This window comes from Treponema porcinum (genome assembly GCF_900167145.1).
Classification (GTDB): Bacteria; Spirochaetota; Spirochaetia; order Treponematales; family Treponemataceae; genus Treponema_D; species Treponema_D porcinum.
Map to the genome: position 1 here is coordinate 346,443 of NZ_FUWG01000002.1, position 20,553 is coordinate 366,995.

Annotated in this window: 14 protein-coding genes; 5 read left to right on the forward strand and 9 right to left on the reverse strand. The window is 44.8% G+C overall.

Annotated features, from left to right (window positions below):
• The first annotated feature begins 41 nt into the window (after positions 1 to 41).
• Entirely contained in the window at positions 42 to 1,280 is a 1,239-nt protein-coding gene (locus B5D55_RS01490; RefSeq protein ID WP_159446121.1) for a tyrosine-protein phosphatase, read from the forward strand.
• On the opposite strand, the gene B5D55_RS01495 is transcribed toward B5D55_RS01490, so the two are convergent.
• The 4 genes from B5D55_RS01495 to B5D55_RS01510 are packed head-to-tail and all read right to left on the reverse strand — an operon-like array spanning position 1,266 to position 7,984.
• Positions 1,266 to 2,816, reverse strand: coding sequence for an ATP-dependent nuclease (locus B5D55_RS01495; RefSeq protein ID WP_078932206.1), 1,551 nt, complete (start codon positions 2,814 to 2,816; stop codon positions 1,266 to 1,268). The two genes, B5D55_RS01490 and B5D55_RS01495, sit on opposite strands and share 15 nt — an antisense overlap.
• Positions 2,817 to 2,834: 18 nt before the next feature.
• Positions 2,835 to 4,958: a polyphosphate kinase 1 gene (gene ppk1 / locus B5D55_RS01500; protein ID WP_078932207.1), complete on the reverse strand. Its 2,124-nt coding sequence runs from the start codon at positions 4,956 to 4,958 to the stop codon at positions 2,835 to 2,837.
• 33 nt (positions 4,959 to 4,991) lie between these two features.
• Entirely contained in the window at positions 4,992 to 6,521 is a 1,530-nt protein-coding gene (locus tag B5D55_RS01505; protein WP_078932208.1) for a Ppx/GppA phosphatase family protein, read from the reverse strand.
• Positions 6,522 to 6,553: 32 nt separating this feature from the next.
• Entirely contained in the window at positions 6,554 to 7,984 is a 1,431-nt protein-coding gene (locus B5D55_RS01510) for an MGH1-like glycoside hydrolase domain-containing protein (protein WP_078932209.1), read from the reverse strand.
• A gap of 165 nt (positions 7,985 to 8,149) precedes the next feature.
• Between B5D55_RS01510 and B5D55_RS01515 the strand changes: the two genes are divergently transcribed.
• Positions 8,150 to 10,501 carry an asparaginase domain-containing protein gene (locus B5D55_RS01515; protein WP_078932210.1) on the forward strand — a complete coding sequence of 784 codons (2,352 nt, stop codon included), beginning with the start codon at positions 8,150 to 8,152 and terminating at the stop codon, positions 10,499 to 10,501.
• A 24-nt stretch (positions 10,502 to 10,525) separates the two neighbouring features.
• On the opposite strand, the gene B5D55_RS01520 is transcribed toward B5D55_RS01515, so the two are convergent.
• From B5D55_RS01520 to B5D55_RS01535, 4 genes are read right to left on the reverse strand one after another with little or no spacing between them, the layout of a single operon-like run.
• Positions 10,526 to 11,230 carry an ABC transporter ATP-binding protein gene (locus B5D55_RS01520; protein WP_078932275.1) on the reverse strand — a complete coding sequence of 235 codons (705 nt, stop codon included), beginning with the start codon at positions 11,228 to 11,230 and terminating at the stop codon, positions 10,526 to 10,528.
• A gap of 4 nt (positions 11,231 to 11,234) precedes the next feature.
• Entirely contained in the window at positions 11,235 to 12,026 is a 792-nt protein-coding gene (locus B5D55_RS01525) for an ABC transporter ATP-binding protein (protein ID WP_078932211.1), read from the reverse strand.
• Positions 12,026 to 13,048 carry a branched-chain amino acid ABC transporter permease gene (locus B5D55_RS01530; RefSeq protein WP_078932212.1) on the reverse strand — a complete coding sequence of 341 codons (1,023 nt, stop codon included), beginning with the start codon at positions 13,046 to 13,048 and terminating at the stop codon, positions 12,026 to 12,028. The genes B5D55_RS01525 and B5D55_RS01530 overlap by 1 nt, the downstream gene beginning before the upstream one ends.
• 11 nt (positions 13,049 to 13,059) lie before the next feature.
• On the reverse strand, positions 13,060 to 13,986 hold the full coding sequence (locus tag B5D55_RS01535) for a branched-chain amino acid ABC transporter permease (protein ID WP_078932276.1): 927 nt from the start codon (positions 13,984 to 13,986) through the stop codon (positions 13,060 to 13,062).
• 213 nt (positions 13,987 to 14,199) lie between these two features.
• On the opposite strand from B5D55_RS01535, the gene B5D55_RS01540 reads away from it, so the two are divergent.
• Positions 14,200 to 14,715, forward strand: coding sequence for a hypothetical protein (locus B5D55_RS01540; protein WP_078932213.1), 516 nt, complete (start codon positions 14,200 to 14,202; stop codon positions 14,713 to 14,715).
• A gap of 66 nt (positions 14,716 to 14,781) precedes the next feature.
• Positions 14,782 to 16,140, forward strand: coding sequence for an MATE family efflux transporter (locus tag B5D55_RS01545; RefSeq protein WP_078932214.1), 1,359 nt, complete (start codon positions 14,782 to 14,784; stop codon positions 16,138 to 16,140).
• A 27-nt stretch (positions 16,141 to 16,167) separates the two neighbouring features.
• On the opposite strand, the gene B5D55_RS01550 is transcribed toward B5D55_RS01545, so the two are convergent.
• On the reverse strand, positions 16,168 to 18,954 hold the full coding sequence (locus B5D55_RS01550) for an ankyrin repeat domain-containing protein (RefSeq protein ID WP_078932215.1): 2,787 nt from the start codon (positions 18,952 to 18,954) through the stop codon (positions 16,168 to 16,170).
• Positions 18,955 to 19,134: 180 nt separating this feature from the next.
• Between B5D55_RS01550 and B5D55_RS01555 the strand changes: the two genes are divergently transcribed.
• Complete coding sequence (locus tag B5D55_RS01555; RefSeq protein ID WP_078932216.1) at positions 19,135 to 20,487, forward strand: uracil-xanthine permease family protein; 1,353 nt, start codon at positions 19,135 to 19,137, stop codon at positions 20,485 to 20,487.
• Positions 20,488 to 20,553: the final 66 nt, after the last annotated feature.

Sequence of the window (20,553 nt, forward strand, 5' to 3'; positions counted from 1 at the left end):
TAAATTCAAAGTTAACACTGAAAAAACAGGAGATTTACATTATGAAAAAAAATATTTCGTTTGTGTGTGCGGCGGGGCTATTGCTTTGTTCGTTCGGTGCGTTTGCAAAAAGCAAAAAGCCGAGCGCGCCGTACGTTATTGAAGAATTTGCGCCGGACAAGGTAAACCGGCAGCTTGGATATCAGCTTACTGGTGACGGAAGTACTGTTGTATTTGTGTTTGATGCTGGTGCATACGGCATAAAAGTGCCTAAAAAGGTGTATGTTGAAGGTTCTTTTAACGGATGGGCAAAAGGAACGAGTGCTGACTGGCAGCTTGAACCGTATAAAGGAAATATCTGGACGCTTACGTGCGATGCGGAAGATGTAAAAGTTCCTGGAAATTCCGGATTTCCGGAGTTTAAGTTCTATGTTGTGGCAGATGTTGAGTATGTAACTACAGTCTGCGGAAAGGAAGTGACGCGTACGCGGCAGGAAAAAATGGAACCAGCAGCTGTTTCGCGAATTCCAGGTTTTCAGATGGCAACTAACAATTTGATTTTGTTTCCGGGCGATGATCCTGCCGTTGTGGTAGAGAACGTGAAGGTTTCCGAAAGGGTAAAAAAACTTAAGGAATTTGACCTTTCAAAGCCGGAAGACTGTGCGACGATTTCCAATGTGCGCGTTGTTCCGGGAACTTCAAAACTTATTCGCGGTTATCATCCGTATAAGATTTCTCGCGCTAATTTCAATACGGAAAAAACGCGCCTTGAGCTTGTAAACAAGGCGATTGAAGATAACGGAGTTCAGTCGATTATCACGCTTTCCGGTAACGAGCAGATTATTTCCGGCAAGGAAACGATTTCTTCTTATATCCAGAACATAAATTATTCGGGAAATCATCTGTTTATAGATACGTCGTATAACACGGTTTACTATAATTCAACAGGCTCTGATTTTGGAAAACTGATGGCGGACATTATTTCGTTCATCAATACGCATCCTGGTCCGTATTACATTCACTGCCGGCTTGGAACTGACAGAACGGGCGTTACGTCCGCCGTGCTTGCCGCACTGTGCGGTGCTTCCTGGGATGAAATCCGTGCTGACTATCAGAAAACAAATGCGATGGGGATTAAGGAATTCCGCGACTACAGGCTTTTGCAGTATTCGTTTGAAAAAATGCTCGGAAAGCCGATGGATGAAGTTCAAAATCTTCAGAAAGAACTGGGAAATTATTTCATAGAGCGCAAATTCGTTACTCAGGCGGATTTAGATACGCTTGTTTCACGGTTGAAGTAAAAAATCATTCCGCCTGCACGCCCTATTCAGTATTGAAACAAGTTCGGGATATTCTTTTTTAAGTTTTGCCGGACTTGTTTCTACAAGATGTTCAAGTTCGGTGTGGAAAAGGCGGTCTTTTGCAGAAACCGGCATATAATACACCGTACTCTGCGTGTAGAAATGTTCGATGCATCCCTTTGGCAGAATATATACGCGTGCGCTTTCCATTGCCGCCAGAATAATGTTCGTAAGGTTTATAATCTGCGGAACGGTGGCGGCAAGCGGAACAGGCAGAATGTCAGCCAGTTTTTCCCTTAAAGTAACAATGCCCATAAGAACGACTGTTTTAAAAGTGTCTAGCCCTTCCGGCTTTTCGTACTTGTCGTACAGTGCCTTTATTTTTTCCACAAGCATATCTATGTCCGCAGAAAGACTGTAGTCAATTTTGTACAGGTGATTTCCGATTGCGGTAAGGAACAGTTCAAGGCGGCAGATGAGTTTTTCAAGCGTTATCGGGGCGGCAAGTTCCTTGCGCGAAAAAAGCAGGCGGTAGAACGGCATCTGCTTTTCCTGCTGTTTTTCAAGCCAGGAAGCAGGACGGTCGTCATTGCATACAACGTCGCGGAGCTTTCCGCAGAAAAGTGCGTCCAAATCGGTGATAATGCGTCCGTCCGTGCCGAGAAGGGAACAGACGGTAAAAAATACGCCGAGTTCGTCCTTTCCGCCTACGTCGATAATTCCTGTTCCAGCAGAACCTGAGCGGTCGTCTATGCAGCAAAGAAGGTGCGAGAACATCTGCTGGTCGGTGTAGCCTTCTACGAAAATCTGATTATCGGAAAAGAAGAACTGCTTGTGGTAGGTGTTGAAGCGGGGCAGGAAACGGCGGAACAGAGCTTCGTCTTCTTCGCTTAGAAAATCTATTGAAGTGGGAACGTTGTTTATGTGGCATACGATTACGCCTGTAAGATCTTCGGCGCGGCGAAGGTCGATGAAGTACGGAGAATGCGTTATAAGAAAGAAAATGCGCTCCGGTTCTTTTTCCGCAACAGAGCGGATTTCGTTCATAAAAAACTGCTGGAACTGAGGGTGAAGGTGAAGTTCCGGCTCGTCAAGGATAAGACAGCCTTTTTTTATGCTGTACAGCGCAATGAGAAGGGTGATTATTTCTTTTAGTCCGTGACATTCGCCCTGCTTAAGACCGTATTCTACGCCGCGCGCCTTGTTTATGACGATAGGAACGAACATTCCGTCCGGCGTTTTTTCAAAACGGATTGATTTTCCGAACATATTTGAAAGCACGGATTCTATGCGCGTTCTGATGGATTCGTCCTCTTGCAGTATGGAAAGAAAATAATCCTGTTCCTTGCGGTCTGCGCGCAGAAAAAGGACTTTTTTTCCGTTTTCTTCAAACTGGCACGCAAGTTCTTCTGCAAGAAGCGTTTTTCCGGAGCCGTTCGGACCTACAATCAGATTGACCTGCGACCATTCGCTTTTTTTGAAAGCGCTTTTTCCCCACAAAAACGGGATTTTTGTCTTCGTTTCAATATGAATCATAGTTCGGCTCCGTACGAATTAGTTTTTTCTCCGCACTTCAAAATCTATTTTCGGTGTTTTTGCAGACGATTCGGCGCGCCTTCTGTATTTTTTATACAGGATTTCCTGTGCGCGCATTTCTTTTTCGTCTTTTTTACGTTCTACCGGCTGCCATATTCCGTTTTCGGAAAGATACTGGGCATTCGTGTTGTCTTCAAAATACGTAGAAAGAATGCCCTGAACTTCCTTAAATGCGTTTCTGTCAAGGACAGGGAACATAAGTTCGATGCGCCGGTCAAGGTTTCGGCTCATCCAGTCTGCGCTTGAAAGGTACAGTTCCGGCGAACCACTGTTCTGGAAGTAGAAAATGCGCGAATGTTCAAGATAGCGATCCACAATCGAAACGACTTTTATGTTTTCGCTAAGATCCTTTACGCCCGGAACGAGCATACATATTCCGCGTATGTTCAGCATAACCTTAACGCCTGCCTGACTTGCTTTGTAGAGTGCCTCTATTACTTCCTGATGAGTAAGGCTGTTCATTTTTGCCATAATAAGTCCCGGATGTTCCGGGTCGCTCCGGTCAATTTCCCGCTGAATCATTGCAAGAAGCCGCGTTTTTAGCGTGACAGGCGCCATTCCCAGCTGCTTCATATTTTGAAGCGTTGAATAGCCTGTTACAAGATTAAAAAACTGCGTTGCATCGTTCACTATTTCGTAGTTTGAGGTAAAAAGCGAAAGGTCAGAATACAGGCGCGCTGTCTTAGGGTTATAGTTTCCGGTTGCAAGATGTGCATATCGTCTTATAGTGTCGCTTTCGCGGCGCATAACCATAAGGATTTTTGCGTGGACTTTAAGGTTTACAAGTCCGTAGATTACGGTAACACCGGCATTTTCAAGTTCATTTGCCCAGGCGATGTTCCGTTCTTCGTCAAATCGCGCCTTGAGTTCAACAAGCACGATGACCTGCTTTCCGTTACGTGCGGCGCGTTCAAGTGCGCTGATAATCGGCGAGTCGCGTCCTGTACGGTAAAGCGTCATTTTGATTGCAAGGACATCCTTGTCGTCCGCCGCATCGGAGATGAATTTTATTACAGGGTCATACGATTCGTACGGAACGTGCAGCAGGACGTCGTGCTGTTTGAGAATGTCCCAGTACGGTTCATCCTGCGGCAAATCTGCCGGGTAAAAATGCTTCCATTCCGGAAAACTCATTTTTGCCCCTTCGTCAGTATTTCGCAGTTCCATCAGCACGGACGGGTCTATTAAATCTTCTACAAGGTATACGTCCTCATCTTTAAGTTCCAGCTTTTCCATTAGGAATTTCATAATGGTCTGGCTTGTGCTGTTGCACGTCATACGGACGGCAAAAGATGATTTTCTCTGCACAAGGATTTTTTCCATTTCGTGAATGAAATTCCTTCCGGACTCTTCGTCTACGGCAAAATCAGCGTCACGTGCAACTTTTAAAATCATCGTTTCGTCTACAGCAAAGCCAGGGAAAAGCTGCGTTCCGTACTGGGTGATTATTTCTTCTGTCAGAGCAAACTGTTTTTTTCCTTTTTCGGACGGTAGCCATACAACTTGCGGAATGCAGGATGGAATCTGCACTAGCGAAATGCGAGGACTTTCTTCACCGCCTTTTAATTCCTGATTTGCGTTTCTTATTCCTGAAATCGGTTTTAGGAGGAATGCCGCATAAAGCGCAAGGTTATTGATGTTCGGGAAAATTTCTGTGTCTGTGCGGAGCGGCGTAAGGAGAGGAAAAATTTCGTTGCGAAATAAATTCTGCGCGTAGTCATTCTGCTGGTCGGAAAAATCGTCCGGTTTTACGTATACAAGATTTTTTGCCGCAAGAGCCGGGAGAATATCGTTTTTAAGGCAGTCGTGCTGGGCGCGTATTACCTGATGGGCGCGTGCAGAAATCTGATGAAGTACCATTTCTGGCGTAAGTCCTGAAATGTCTACTGCGTCAGGAGATTCTGCCATCATCCGCTTTACAGAAGCAACGCGTACCTGAAAAAATTCATCAAAATTGCTCGTAACGATAGAAAGAAACTGAAGGCGCTCCATCAAAGGCAGTTCTTTTCTAAGTCCCTGATGAAGAACGCGTGCATTAAATTCAATCCAGGAAAGTTCGCGGTTAAAAAAACGTGGTTCCATTCTCTTTCTACCTCCAGCCGGTGTGCTAATATATTATACAAGAATAAGTTTATAGCCGAAAACAGACTCAAACAAATCTCCCTTTTCCGAAAGGGCAACCTGCTCCAGGGCAACGTTCTTGCTTCCCTTTGTCCTGATTATCATCGAGTCTTTCTGCTGCCTGAGCGTAAAGTCGGAGAATGATTTTCCGTGACTTCTGTCAAGCGCGTCTGCAATGCGGAGAATTGCCGTCAGTTTTAAGATAGTCATTCTGTCGCTGCGTGCAAGAATCTGGAACTGCTCATTGTCCTGCGGCTGCTGTCTTCCGCGGTGATAGCGTGCAATTGTAGCCAGAATGACATTTTCCGTGTGCGTAATTCCAAAAATCTCTGAGTGACGGATAATGTATTCTGAATGAAGGTTATGCTCGTCCATACGGATAAAAATTCCAATATCGTGCAGGATGGCAGAAACTTCAAGCAGAAGAAGCGTGCGTTCGTCAAGGGAAATTTCATTTTTCAGGTGATTGTAAAATTTTACGCAGTATTCGCGGACTCGTTCGGCATGCTTTTCGTCACCGTGATATTTTCTTAGCAGACTCATCGCAGACGCTTTTATCTGCTGGTGGAATTCTGCCTTAAGTTCTTCGCCCGGCGTTTCGCGCTTGCTTATAATCAGTCCGTCACGGATGTTTGTTTCCGGCACGATGATTGTATGAACTTTTGTGTAGTGGACGAACATTTTGTAAATCAAAAGACTTACGTGAAGCGTCTGCGCGTCATTATACGATATTTTAAAGCGCGCCACACATTCGTCGATTGAATATTCCTGAAGTTCGTCAACAAAATTTTCAAAATCTTCGCGGTCAATAGACCACAGGAATGTTGAAATCGGCTTTCCGGCGTTTATTGCCGCAAGCGTTGCGTCTGCGCCTACGGCGATAAACTGTTTTACCTGCGATATGTTCAGCTCGCTTTCAAGAGAGCCTTTCGTGTTGTTCGTGTATTCTTCAAGATAACGCTGAATGTCGGCAAGGGATTCCGACTGGCTTCGCATTTTTGCTTCAAGACGCACGGTTCCAAGTCTGAAACTGTGCGCACCCGCCATTTTGCCTTTTTTCATCAGCATCATTTCGGTAGAACCGCCGCCTACTTCAAGAATAACGGTGTCTTCCGAGCGCAGTTTTGCGTCCTCTTCATTAAGCCGGTCGGCAACGGCAAGATACATCAGCCGGTTTTCCTCAATGCCGTCTATGACTTTAATTCTAAAGCCTGTTGCAATGAGGATTTTATCCATTACAGGGTCTTTGTTTTTTGATTCGCGGAATGCGCTTGTTGCAATGATTGTCGTCTGTTCCGGCGTAATTCCCCAACCTGCAAGCTGCTCTTTATAATGAAGAAGAATATTCAGGCACTGAGACTGTGTTTCCCGGCTGATAACTCCTGCCGTAAATACGTCACGTCCTAGAGAAACCGGCATTTCAGCCCTATCGAGGATATTTCGTTTTTTGTCAGCGGTAAACTCAGCGACAAGCAGGCGTACACCTGTTGAGCCGATTTCAATGACTGCTTCTGGTGTTGCCATTCTCGCACTCCCATTGTGAATTGCGGTAACCGCTATAGTTTGTCTATAAGCATAGAACACTTGCCCGACGGAATCGGAAGTGTCTTTTTCTTCTGGTCAAGAATATTGATGGTAAAGTAGTAAAGTTTTTCACTTTCCATCTGGATTTCCCAGCCACGATTACTCTTGTTGCTCAAGATAGTAATCAGGTTGCGTTTAAGGGAAAGATTTTCTATACCCATTATTTCAAGGTTCGGGATAATCCAGTCAACCGTTTTGCGTGGAAGGCTGATTGAAAGTCCTATGACATTTTCAATCATCAGCGCAATGGTAGAAAGACCTGAGCCGGCAAGGAAATGCATGCGCGGAAAATCCGGGTGTTCAGACCAGGACGCTTTTCCTTCTTTGCACGGAAGGTAAGCCTCGTAGATGTCGCCTTTCTGGTTATCATCGTTGGGCATAAGTCCTTCAAGGATAAAATACAGGTGACGGATTGAACATTCGCGTGCAAGTTCGTACTGCTGGTATTTTTCAAGTCCCTTGATGACCATAAAATTAAACATAGGGAAGACGCTTCCGCGGAATCCTTCTCCATTTTCCCGGAAATTCGGACTGTCTGCCGAAAGTGTAGGGAACGGATGTTCGGTACCGAACGTTGTAGGATTATTCAGGTGTGCAATAAGCATTTCTGACTTGTCTGCATTCGGAATTTCTGCAAGAAGCGGCCAGAAACCGGCGATTGTTTTTTCGATAAGATGGTTTCCGTCCTTATCAAGGTCGTGGTAGAAACCTGTTGCATTATCCCACATCAGCGAGTTAATACGCGTCTTTATGGAGAAGTACATACGGCGGTACTGGAAGCTTAAGTCCTTGTCGTTCAGAATGTCGCCGAGCGCAGACATATGGGAAGCGTTTATTGCCATTGCCGCATTAAAGTCAACAGGATAATATACGTTTTCGCGAGGTGCGTTCATCATTGTTGATGCAACTGCCGGTACGGCATACAGTCCGTTTTCCTGCTTAAACGTGGCATCAATCCAGTTCATGTATTTCTGCAGGACAGGCATAACTTCCTTTATGCGCTTTTTATTTGCAGATTTGTGGTATAAGTTGAATTCCGCCCAGGCAAAAAGAGGCATTCCGATTCCTTCCGGGTTTTCAGAAGAAAGAAGAGGCTGGTTTGTCTTTACGTCATACTTCCAGCGGATAGCACCGTTTTCTTCCTGTCGGGCATAGAAATAATCAATGTTCTTGTTTGCATCAAAATTACGGTTTGAGTACACAAGAAAAAAAGACGAGAAGATTGATTCAAACTGATCTATAATAAACTTGCCGTCTACCGGATAGATAAAATATCCGTCCGCAGATTTTTCTTCCGTTTTCGGATCAATCCAGTAATCCGAAAGCATGTTCCAAGATTTATTATAAATATCTACAAAATCCTGATCGTAAAAATGGATTTTTGGGAAATCGTGTTTGTTCACAAAAACTCCTAAGATCTGCTTTTGGTAAAAGCCAAAACATTTCTTCTAGTATACCATATTTTATCTAAAAACGATATAATTTTTATGTTTTTTATGTAAAAAGATAAAAAATGACGCGGTTCGGCTTGTGCCGGTCTGTACAGTTTTTATCTTCTGGAGATTTTTATGTATCAGTCATTTGTTTATATTGAAGCCAGAATACAGTTGCCTCCTGTTGATTCTGTGTTCAGGGAGGACGAAAAGACGCACCGGATTTCGGTTGATTCTGATGTTCTGAAAAAAGTTCTGATTCTTTCCCGGGCGCTTGGCTGTACAGTTCCAGATTTGTCTGATATAGAGCATATCACCGGAAACATAATAAAGCCGGAGACTGAAAAAAACTTTACCGGCTATTCAATAAAAATTGCAGAAAGCGGTTCGATGAATATTCTGTTTCACAGCCGCCAGAAGTCTGTTTGCATAGAAGAAGTACGCATAGAGGAAGATGCCGGCCGGCTTACGCACGCAAACGGAATTGCCAGAATGGATTTTTCCTGCGCCGGCTATCCGAGTATGCGCATAAAGACTGCTCCGTCGTTTGAACTTGGCGAAGAAGTGCAGATTTTTCTGGAGGAACTCCGCCGGCTTTCGCAATACCTTCACCTTACGGCAGAAGGCGCCGGCGACAGCGCAATACGGTGCAATGCGTACGTTGCGCTTGCTTTGTATCCCGGAAAACCTGATTATTACGTAAAGCTCAGGAATTTAAATTCGTTTAATTTTGCGCGAAAGGCAGTAAATGAAGAACTTACGCGTCAGGAAAATATGCTTTCCTGCGGAGAGGAAGTTCCGGCACAGAGCCGCATCTGGAACGAGCATAAGTCCTGCACGGAATTCTATCAGGAAAGGACAGATTTACCGGCGCGTTTTGAAAAGATAAATCCGTGCCAGACGTTTAATATAGAAAAAGCCTCACAGAATATTGAACTTGAAGAAAACGTTGAACTTCCTGAAGCGCGGCGGCAGCGGTTGAAAAAGCAGTACGGCGTTTCCAGATTGCGCGCCGAATTCCTTTGCGACTACAAGGACAGGGCTGATTTTTTTGAAAATACTGTTGCGCTAGGGGCAAAACCTCTTAATGCGGCGCATTGGATGGCATCCGAACTTACGCGCCTTTTGAACAAGAAAGGCATTCTCATTTCCCAGTCCAAAATGAAGCCGGAGAATTTTGCATTCATCATAAAAAAACTTGATTGCGGAGAAATGCACAGCGCCACGGCGAAAACGCTTTTACGCGCGACTTTTGAAACCGGCACTAATCCTGAAAAACTTATAAAGACTCTTAATATTTCCGAAATCGGTACTGAAAGGGAGCTTCTTCCGTATGTAAAAAAGGTAATTTCGGAGAATGCAGAACTTTGCAAGACGCTTAAAAGCGGAGAAATGCCGCCGCTTGAATTCCTTACCGGTCTTGTAATGAAAGAAACAAAAGGAAAGGCTGTTCCGCAGATTGTAAAGGCGCTCATCAAGCAGGAACTGAACATCAGCGTAATTTATATGATTACGACAGGCGGTGCAATTTCTGCGGTTCGTCACGCTGACGGAACGATTACAAGCGGCGATTCGTCTGCCCTGAAGGAGATTGCAGGAATTGTTGCACCTGATATTCCGGTTCAGATAATTTCTGCCGGTCAGTATTTGAGTGAAGAACTTGAACCTGCAAACTGGGCGGAACTTATAAGCGAAGTTGCCTCCCGCATAAACGCAGGAACGGCAAACGGCATTGTAATAACGCACGGAACATACACCCTTTCTTATACGGCTGCCCTGCTTTTCTGGCTTTTTTCAGATGCAGGTGTTCCTGTTGTGCTTACAGCATCTTCTTCCCTGCCGTCAGAATCTTCCGAAGCGGCAGACAATCTCCGGCTTGCAATAAAAACGGCCGTGGAGCAGAAAAACGGTGTATATGTAACGTTCGGCGGAAAAATACTTTCTCCGCTCAACCTGCATTTTGACCGTCCTGGAAGTTTCTGCAACTGGAATTTGAAAGAACAGCTGTACACCGACACCGGCCCGATTGCAATGCAGTTCAGCGGAATTGGCGAACTTGATAAAGAAGTAATTACACGTCTTTTAGTTGAGGCAAGCGGCAAGATGTTTATGTGCCGTCTTTATCCGGGATTTAGGAGCGATTTGTACAAGTCGATAATCGCCTACTCAAAAGTCCATTCGATATTCCTTGAAATGTACGGAATAGGAAGCGGCAATATGAAAAATTCTGACTTTTCGCTAAAGCCGCTGCTGCTTTCCGGGAACAGCAAGGGAATACGCTTTTACTGTACGTCCCAGCAGAAAATAAATCTTGATTTTTCGCAGTACGTAACGGCACTGAACGTATGGCGCGAAGGTGCAGTTCCTATGGGCTACCTTACGACGGAATCCGCCGTGGCGCTTTACTTTGCGTGCGCCATAGCCGCAGACAATGAGGTGGAATTCGACGAACTTATGGAAACGTACGCATCGCTTTATTCAAACTAGTCAAACTGGTGCGGTGGCGCGCGTTTATCCTCCGAGATATGCGCTTTTTACGGAATCGTCGGCGATAAGGTCGGATGCCTTGCCGCTTTTTGTAACCGTTCCCGTTTCAAGAACGTATGCGCGGTCAGCAATGGAGAGTGCCTTAAACGCATTCTGTTCTACAAGCAGGATTGTCGTTCCGTCTGCATTTATACGCCTGATAATTTCAAAAATCTCGTCAACAAGAATAGGAGCAAGACCCATAGAAGGCTCGTCAAGGAGAAGCAGTTTCGGTTGAGCCATAAGCGCGCGTCCCATTGCAAGCATCTGCTGTTCGCCGCCGCTTAATGTTCCGGCATTTTGGCGGATTCTTTCTTTAAGGCGCGGGAAAAATCCGAATACACGTTCCATATCCCTTTCTATTCCGTCCTTGTCTTTTCTAAGGTATGCACCAAGTTCAAGGTTTTCAAGAACAGTGAGATTTGCAAATATGCGGCGGCCTTCCGGAACCTGTATCAAATTCTGGCGGACGATTTTGTCCGGGTGAACGGCGGTAATGTCGTTTCCGTTAAAGAAAATCGAGCCGGACTGTTTTTTTATGATATTGGATATTGAGTTTAGCGTAGTCGTTTTTCCTGCGCCGTTTGCTCCGATAAGGGTGATGATTTCGCCCTCGTCAACATAGAACGAAATGCCGCGTACGGCTTTTATTGCGCCGTAAGAAACGCACAGGTCTTTTACTTCAAGCATCATTCTATTCACCTCCAAGGTACGCTTTGATAACCTGCGGATTTGATTTTATTTCCTCAGGTGTGCCGGACGCGATGATTTTTCCGTAATTAAGAACCATAATCCGTTCGCAAATTCCCATAACAAGTTTCATATCGTGTTCAATCAGAAGAATTGTCAGGTTGAATTCCCTGCGGATAAAGGCAATCATTTCCATAAGTTCGTGCGTTTCCTGCGGATTCATACCGGCTGCCGGTTCGTCAAGAAGAAGCAGTTTTGGATTTGAGGCAAGCGCGCGCACGATTTCAAGCTTGCGCTGTTCTCCGTACGGAAGGTTTTTTGCAAGTTCCCTGCATTTTCCGTCTATTTTAAACAGCGAAAGAAGCTGCATTACTTTTTCCGTCATAATCTGTTCGTCGCGGCGGAAACGTGATGTGCGGAATAAAACGTCAAGCGGATTTGAGATGCGCGAATTGTGGAGCGCAATGCGTACGTTGTCAAGAACGGTAAGGTTTCCGAAAAGGCGGATATTCTGGAACGTGCGCGCAATTCCCAGCTTGTTCAACTGTGCAGGATTAGCCTTGTTTATTACGCGGACTTTATTTTCCCTGTCCCAGTATGACAGCTGACCGGAAGTAGGCGTATAAATTCCGCTTACCATATTGAACATCGTCGTTTTTCCAGCACCGTTCGGTCCGATAAGACCAATCAGTTCGCCTTCGTATAAGTCAAAACTTGCATCGCTTACAGCGCAAAGTCCGCCGAAAACAATTGAAATGTCGGAAGCCTGAAGAACCAGATTTTTTTCGCTGCTCATTATTCTGCCTCCCTGCGTGATTTTCTGGAAAACGCATTTTTTATGCGCGCCGGGAGCGTTTTAAGTCCGCCGCTTTTTATCCATTCAAATGCGTTTACAAATGAGAATTCTTTTGTACCTAAAAGTCCCTGTGGACGGAACAGCATTACAAGAATAAGGACTACCGGGTAGAACAGAAGCCTGTAGTTCTGGAGAAATCTGAGTGATTCCTGAAGGAAAGTAAGTACATAGGCTGCAAGAACGCTTCCTGTCATAGAACCCATACCGCCAAGAACTACGAAAATCAGATAGTCAATGCTTTTTGTAAAGGCAGCCTGTTCCGGCTTGATAAAACCGATGAGCATAACGTAGAGGGAACCGCCTATTCCTGCTACAAAACTTGCAAGGACAAAACCCGTCATTTTGTAGCGGAAAACAGGAATTCCGCAGGAGTTTGCCGCAATTTCATCTTCGCGGACGGCAAGAATTGCGCGACCGTAGGAAGAACGGATTACGTTCTGCACAAGTACGATTATAAGCACAAGGACTGACGTAATTGTAAGGACGGCAATAGTCGAATCCATCGTAAGGATTGTGTTGAAGGACTTTCCGTTAGGACCGCCCGTAAGTTTTTTCATATTTACAAGGACGACGCGGATAATTTCGCCGAATGCAAGCGTTACGATTGCAAGATAGTCGCCTTCCAGCTTAAGCGTCGGAAAACCGATGAGAAATCCGAACAGCGCAGTAACTATTCCGGCAAGAACGACGGACACCGGAAGCGGAACGTGAAGTATTGTATTGAATAAAATCGTTGAATATGCGCCGAGCGCCATAAATCCTGCCTGCCCCAGACTTAGCTGACCGGTAATTCCGCTTATCAGGTTTACGCTTATCGCCATAATTGCATAAACGCCTGCCTGTGAAAGAATACCGGCGATGTATTCGTCGATTACGCCGGATGCTACAAGAACGGTAGGAATGAGGATTGCAGCGGCTGCGATTACAGTCAGAAGGATTGTGTGCTGAATGTGTTTTTTCATAAATGCCTCCGCTATACCTTTACCGATGTTTTCTTTCCGAAAAGTCCAGTCGGCTTTATAAGAAGAATGACAATCAGAATTCCATAAGAAATTGCGTCGGCATACTGGGAACTGAGGTAGCCTTTTGTAAGCGTTTCTGCAATTCCCAGAATTATTCCTCCTGCCATTGCACCCGGAATTGAGCCTATTCCTCCGAGAACCGCCGCAACGAAGGCCTTTAGTCCCGGAATGTAGCCCATCATAGGGTCAATGAGCGGATACGCTGTAGCATAAAGAACTCCGCCTGCGCCGGCAAGAATCGAGCCGATAAGGAACGTTACTGCAATAATACGGTTTACGTTTATTCCCATAAGGGCGGATGCCTGAAGGTCATAGGAAACGGCCTGCATCGCTTTTCCGGTTTTTGTATGGTTTACGATGAAATTCAGAAGAATCATAAGGACGGCACTTGTAATGATGACAATCAGTGTCGTGGTTGAAACGGAAACTACATTGAACGTAAAATTGTGAACCGGCATAGTCGGGAACGGGCGCGGATTAGGCCCTACGAACGGAAGGATGCGCATAAGATTCTGGAGAATGAGCTCTACTGCAATCGCGGTAATCAGCGAATTAAGGCGCGGAGCAGAGCGCAGCGGACGGTATGCAAAACGTTCAATCAGAATTGCAAGAAGTCCGCAGAGAACCATAGCAGCGATGAATGCGCCTGTAAGACCGGGAACGGTAGCACCCAGACACATAAGGACAAAATATCCTGCGTATGCACCCATCATCATAACGTCGCCGTGTGCAAAGTTAATAAGTTTTACAATACCGTAGACCATTGTGTAGCCTAAGGCGATAAGCGCATAGATACTGCCTAAAGACAGACCGTTAATAAGCTGCTGCAGGAACTCTGAAAGAAAACCTGAGTTCTGCCCAGCGTATAAAAAAAGCATAGCACCGGATTCCAATTTTTCCTCCCGGCATAAAATGAAATAACTTTACTATTTTACTTATCCGTAGAATATTAGTAAACTCCCTGATTAAGATACAAAACAGATTTTTGCCTTTAAAAAGCTTTTTTTTCGTTTTGTATTGTGTAAAAATTTGATTTCAAATATCTTACAGACGGAACATTTTTTCTGGTTTTTAATGGGGATTTTACGAAAATGAAAAAAAATTATTTCATGGTAAAGGCCGTCTTTCTTTTGGCGGCAGCTGTCCTTCCGGTGCTTTTAGGTTCTTGCAGTAAAAAAAACGTACAGTCCGACGCACCAGATTCAGAGACTGCCCTCCAGTCGTATGCCGGCTCTTCCGTAACGGAAAACGGTATAAAAATTGACTTTGATTTTACTGCGCTCAATGCAACGATGGTGTATTCGGAAGTGTTCAATATGCTTGTAGAACCGGCTCATTATAACGGGAAAAAAATACGTGTCCGGGGAACGTTCAGTTCATTTATTCCTAACGGAAAGACGGAACGTGCTTATATGGTTGTGGTGTCTGATGAACATGCCTGCTGTCAGCAGGGAATTGAATTTAAACTATCCGGAGTGTGTAGTTTTCCCAAAGATTATCCGCCGCTTGATTCGGAGATAGAGATTATCGGTACCTTTATCCTTACGCAGACGGAAGAAGGTTATGACTATTTTTACATTGCCTGTGATGAAATTACGGAACTGTAAGGCTTTTTGCAGGAACAGCAGGCGGCGCGGGAGGGATTACAAAAGTGCTTGAATGGCAGGCAGCAGATGAAAAATGATTATTTAGTTACAAAGCGCCCGATTGCAGCGCTTGCGGTTTTCTTTTTGCCGATAATGCTGGGAAACTTGTTTCAGCAGCTGTACAATCTTGTGGATGCGGCGATTGTAGGACAGTTTGTAAATGAAAAAGCTGTTGCGGCGGTTGGTGCGTGTCTTGCGTTTACGAATGTTTTTATTTTTATTGCAAACGGCGGCGGAATAGGTGCGTCAGTTATAGTCGGGCGTTTTTTCGGGGCAAAAGACTATGTAAAAATGAAAGTTGCCGTCAATACGACGTTCATTTCGTTTTTCATTCTTAGCGTCATTCTTGCCGTACTTGGACTTTTGTGCGGACGCCCGATTATGATGCTTTTAAAAACGCCGGACGACATTCTTGATATGACGGTAACGTACCTGAACATTTATTTTTTCGGACTGCCGTTTCTGTTTCTGTACAATGTGCTTGCCTCTCTTTTTAACGCGCTTGGAAAATCAAAATATCCGCTTTTATTCCTGCTGTTTTCATCCGTGCTGAACGTTGCGCTTGATATTCTGTTTGTAACGCAGTTTCATCTTGGCGTTGCTGGAGTTGCATGGGCAACACTCATTGCGCAGGGATTTTCAAGCCTTATTTCGTTCGCTGTATTTATGCGCCTTATCGTGCGTTTTCACATAGGAAGGACATCATTTTTTTCCAAAGACGAGCTTCTTCACATTACGCGCGTTGCCCTGCCGTCTATTTTCCAGCAGTGTACAATATCAATCGGACTTATGCTTATTCAGGCAGTTGTAAATCAGTTCGGCTCTCAGGCTCTTGCAGGATTTTCCGTTGGCTCGCGGATAGAGGCACTTGGAACTACGGCAATGGTTGCATCTGGAACGGCGCTTTCTACGTTCGTAGCGCAGAATATCGGTGCAGAAAAACCTGAGCGCGTGCAGAAAGGTTATGTTGCCGGAAACATAATTGTCCTGTGCGTGTGCACAGTCTATTTTCTTGTAATAAGGATTTTTAAGGCGCAGATTATATCGTTTTTTATAGGTCCAGGCGGTTCTTCCGTGGCTTACGAAACAGCAGAAGGCTTTTTGGATTATATGAGCGTCGTCCTGTGCCTGATGGGCTTTAAGCAGAACAGCGACGGAATTCTTCGCGGCTGCCGTGATATGACGCTTTTTACTGTGGCAAACGTAGTGAACATCGTAGTCCGCGTTCTTTTTTCTTCCCTTCTTGCGCCGGTCTACGGAATTTCTATGGTGTGGGTGTCAAATCCTGTGGGATGGGTTTTAAGCCTGATAATCTGCTACACTGAATATAAAACAGGAAAGTGGAAAAAAATCAACAGGCTGTCCAAAACGCCGGAAGCGAATTAGACAGCCTGATTAGTACGGCGGAAAATGCTATTTTATTTCTGCACTCGGCTTGAGGAGCTGCGCAATTTCCGTACGCTTCCAGCGGATTGCAGTCATATACGGCGTTTCGCCCGAAATATTCTTTACGTTCGTATCAAGTCCGTATGAAATAAGCTTGGCAACTGTGTCTGCGCTTGAACTTCTTGCCGCATAATGCAAGATCGTATTTCCCTGAATGTCAGACATTTTTCCCGCATATTTTACGATGTTTCCAAGAATAGCCTCGTTGTTTTTCTCCAGAGCAATCGAAGCCGGATTTTTGCCTTTCTTGTCTATCATAGTAAACGGATTTGCACCGTTTGCAAGAAGAATGGATGCATATTCCTTGTTGTTGTTTTCGATTGCAATGCCTAGAGGCGTGTATCCGTCGGAATTGCGCGTGTCAGAAGGATAACCGGCGCTTATGAGCATAGAAAGAGTGCGCGCCGGGCATTTATTTTTTATGATAATATGCACAGGTGTGTTTCCGTCGCTGTCTGCGATTGTAGTATCGTTTCCAAGGACGGCGCGCATAATTTCATCACCCTCGCGAAGGCTCAGGCTGAACGGAGTAGTACCGCTCTTGTCGCGCGAAAGCGGATTTCCGCCGGCGTTAAGTATCAGCGAAATAATCTGCTTGTCGCCGGAAAGCGCCGCTTCGTGATATGCGTTTCTTCCGTTTATTTCCTGAATTTGCGGATTTGCGCGGTATGAAAGAAGCAGTTTTATGACGTTTACGTTTTTTCCACGTACAGCATCCATTAATATTGTTCTTCCAGACGTATCGCTTATGTTCGGATTTGCGCCCTTATCAAGAAGCATTTTTGCAATATCGTATTTTCCGGCAAGAGCGGCTTCTGCAAGCGGTGATTTTCCGGAAACATTCTGTGGGTCAATTTCAACGCCAAGCGAAACAAGTTTCATTGCCGTGTTTATGTTTCCCCAGCGCACCGCAGTATGAAGCGGCGTACTTCCAAGGTTATCGCGCACATTTACGCGTGCACCCTGCGCAACAAGCTGGTCTATAATAGAAGGATTGTCGTTTTTGCACGCACTGAAAACAGGCGTTTCACCGTTTGCATTTTTTGCCTCCGGATTTGCGCCTTTCTGAATCATTGCGGAGATTGCACTTTCAAGACCCCATTCCGCCGCATAGTGAAGGGCAGTATTTCCGCTTCCGTCAGTAGCAACGATTGTCTGCGAAGTCAAAAGCCAGTCCATTACAGAACCGCCTGCATTGAGCGCAAGGCTAAGCGGAGATTTATTGCGCGTATTCGTTGCAAAAATATCTGCATTTTTTGCAAGCAGCAGTTCGCCAAGTTTCTGCCTGTTTTTAAGAACGGAAAGGTAAAGCGCAGTGTTTCCGTCTGCGTTGCGCACATTAACGTCGTCCGTAAGGCTGAGGATATACTGAATTTTATCAAGAGTTGCGTTCTGAATGATTGCAACGTTTAGCGGAGTGTTTCCGTCTGAATCCTGTGAGTTTACGTTGTTTTTGTTCACGATGATTTCAAGCAGGTTTTCACTTGATTTAAGCGCCATTGTAAGAGGCGTTTCGCCTTCTGTATTTTTTGTATTGATGTCTGCGCCGTTGTCTGCATAAAAACGGATGTGGTCGATGACATTGTTTTCGATTGCGATTGCAAGCGGAGTAACGCCTTCCTTATTGCGTGCGTTTATGTCTGCTCCGGCGCTTACAAGAGTTTTCAGAATATCAACAGGAACAGTCGTCATTGTTGCAGTGTGAAGTACAGTGTCGCCGTACATATCCTTTACGGAAATGTCAGCACCCTTGTTCAGAAGAAGCGAATACAGCTGGGCGCGCTGCTCTTCCGGCATAATAAGAAGGATTGGAGTTTTTCCAAGATTGTCCCGGGCATTCGGATCTGCGCTTGCCTGAAGCAGAAGCTGTGCAATTTCGTAACGTCCGTAGCGGACGGCTTCGTGCAATGGAGAAGCACCTGAACTGTCCTGAACGTTTGTAAGCGCATTGTTTTCAAGCAGATAGCGAATTACAGGTGTATGCCCGAAAATCGAAGCAATGTGAAGAGGAGTCTGTCCGTCGTCAAAACGGTAGTTTAAGTTTCTGTTCATTACGGCAGTCTGGAAATAGTCGTAGTCAGATTCAACCTGTTCTGCACCGTTCAATATGAGGGATGCCGCAATTTCTACGGATTCAATATCGGTGATTGACTGGAATGCAAGGTCAAGAGGCGTTTTTCCGTTTGCATCCGGAACAGAAAGAGGAATGTTCTTTTTTACGCAGTAATTTATTGCCTTTTCATTTTTTGTCTGTACAAAATAGTGAACGATATTCCGTCCGTCATCAATGTCGCGGAGTTCGCTTGTTTTTGTAGTAATGAAAATGTCGTAGTATGCGCTGTCGCGTTCAAAAGCCATATCCATTGCAGTAATGCCTTCGCTGTTCCGCGCAAAAATATTTGCACCAAAAGAAACAAGCACCTGTGCAGATTCCACGGAATTATGTTCGATGGCAACGTGAAGCGGTGTCTGGCTCTGATAATTTTTCAGGTCGATGTCTGCCTTTTTAATGATAAGGAACGTTACTAAATCAGAATCGTTTATTGCGGCTGCAAGATGCAGGGCGGTGTTTCCGTCTGAATCAATCTCGTTTATGTCGTATTTTGTCGTGAAGCGGTCTTTTGCTTCATCTATTCTTCCTTCCTGTATAAGTTGATGCAGGGAGGCTTCCTTTTTAGGAGTTGAGCTGCATCCTGCCGTAAAAATGAAAAAAAAGACGCTGATTACAAGAGCAATAGAAAATTTTTTATTCATAATTCCCCTCGGAAAAAGATATACTACTTTCAGTATCGGAATTTAGGTCGTTCCGTTTAGTTTTTTTTTGCATTACTTTCTGTAATTTCGTTTTCTGAACGTTGAACAGTTTATTTCAAGCTATTATAATTTCCGCGGAACTTTTCCTTACATTATCTATATATGGAGAATCAGAAGAGAATGAATCTAATTTATGGTATCAAAGACAAACCGGGCTTTGGAAAAACTGTGCTGTTTGCATTGCAGCAGCTTCTTGCCATTATGGCAGCAACAATTGCCGTTCCTGCAATCGTAGGACACGGACTGACAGCTTCTGCGGCGCTGTTTGGTGCCGGAGTAGGAACTTTTGTGTATCTTGTGTTCACAAAAAGCTCTAGCCCGGTATTTTTGGGAAGCTCATTTGCATTTATCGGCTCAATGTTCAGTGCGTTTGCCGGTGCAGAAACGCTTGGTCTTGCACAGGCAGCTGGATACTGGGGACTTATTATCGGTGCCCTGATGGCAGGAATCGTATATATTGTAATTGCGCTTGTCGTAAAATTTTGCGGAGTAAAATGGATTGACCGCCTTATGCCACCTGTCATCATCGGACCTACAGTTGCAATAATCGGACTGAGCCTTTCCGGTAATGCGGTAGGTGATCTTATGAAATCAAGCGTTGAGGGTGGAAGTACATACGTTGCCCTTATCTGCGGACTTTTCACCCTTGCCGTTACCATGCTTTGTTCCACATACGGAAAGAAAGTCGGAAAACTTATTCCGTTCATTATCGGCATTTTTGCAGGATACGTTCTTGCATCCCTGTTTGCGCTTATCGGAAAACTTACAGGAAACGCAAGCCTTACGGTCATCAACTACAGCGCACTTACATCCCTTGACTTTACATCTTTCAGCGGCTATATTTCCCTTCCTAAATTTACGTTTCTGCTTGGCGGCACAGAAGGATTAAAAGCCGTAACAGGAAAGTATCTTTTGACTTTGTTTACTGCGTATGTTCCTGTTGCATTTGTAGTTTTTGCAGAACATCTTGCAGACCACAAAAATCTTTCTGCCATTGTAGGAACTAATCTGCTTGAAGAACCAGGACTTACGCGTACGCTGCTTGGAGACGGTGTAGGAACAATGATAAGCACTGCATTCGGCGGATGTCCGAATACAACGTACGGCGAATCAATCGGCTGCGTTGCAATTACGCGGAATGCCTCTACCGTTTCAATCTGGGGATGTGCTTCAATCTGTATTATCTTCTCTTTAATCAGTCCGCTTGTTGCTCTTCTTGAAACGATTCCATCCTGCGTTATGGGTGGTGTTTGCGTGGCTCTTTACGGATTTATCGCAGTTTCCGGCTTTAAGATGTTCCAGCAGGTAGACTTGAACAAGAACAAAAACCTGTTTGTTGCTTCCGTGATTTTCATTACAGGTGTAGGCGGAATGGTTGTAAGGTTCGGTGCAGTTGAAATAAGAACAGTTGCATGTGCACTGATTCTTGGAATACTTACGAACATTATGCTTTCCGGCGAAAAAGACGAATAGTTTTTCGTGCAGGTAGAATAGATAATTTTACGCAAAAAACTCCCGGTTCGGTAAAAAATTACGCCG

Coding starts and splice junctions, on each gene's coding strand:
- B5D55_RS01525 (WP_078932211.1), bottom strand. CDS start 12,026: ATGAGCAGCGAAAAAAATCTGGTTCTTCAGGCTTCCGACATTTCAATT.
- B5D55_RS01490 (WP_159446121.1), top strand. CDS start 42: ATGAAAAAAAATATTTCGTTTGTGTGTGCGGCGGGGCTATTGCTTTGT.
- ppk1 (WP_078932207.1), bottom strand. CDS start 4,958: ATGGAACCACGTTTTTTTAACCGCGAACTTTCCTGGATTGAATTTAAT.
- B5D55_RS01530 (WP_078932212.1), bottom strand. CDS start 13,048: ATGAAAAAACACATTCAGCACACAATCCTTCTGACTGTAATCGCAGCC.
- B5D55_RS01505 (WP_078932208.1), bottom strand. CDS start 6,521: ATGGCAACACCAGAAGCAGTCATTGAAATCGGCTCAACAGGTGTACGC.
- B5D55_RS01550 (WP_078932215.1), bottom strand. CDS start 18,954: ATGAATAAAAAATTTTCTATTGCTCTTGTAATCAGCGTCTTTTTTTTC.
- B5D55_RS01545 (WP_078932214.1), top strand. CDS start 14,782: ATGAAAAATGATTATTTAGTTACAAAGCGCCCGATTGCAGCGCTTGCG.
- B5D55_RS01555 (WP_078932216.1), top strand. CDS start 19,135: ATGAATCTAATTTATGGTATCAAAGACAAACCGGGCTTTGGAAAAACT.
- B5D55_RS01515 (WP_078932210.1), top strand. CDS start 8,150: ATGTATCAGTCATTTGTTTATATTGAAGCCAGAATACAGTTGCCTCCT.
- B5D55_RS01540 (WP_078932213.1), top strand. CDS start 14,200: ATGAAAAAAAATTATTTCATGGTAAAGGCCGTCTTTCTTTTGGCGGCA.
- B5D55_RS01535 (WP_078932276.1), bottom strand. CDS start 13,986: ATGCTTTTTTTATACGCTGGGCAGAACTCAGGTTTTCTTTCAGAGTTC.
- B5D55_RS01495 (WP_078932206.1), bottom strand. CDS start 2,816: ATGATTCATATTGAAACGAAGACAAAAATCCCGTTTTTGTGGGGAAAA.
- B5D55_RS01520 (WP_078932275.1), bottom strand. CDS start 11,230: ATGCTTGAAGTAAAAGACCTGTGCGTTTCTTACGGCGCAATAAAAGCC.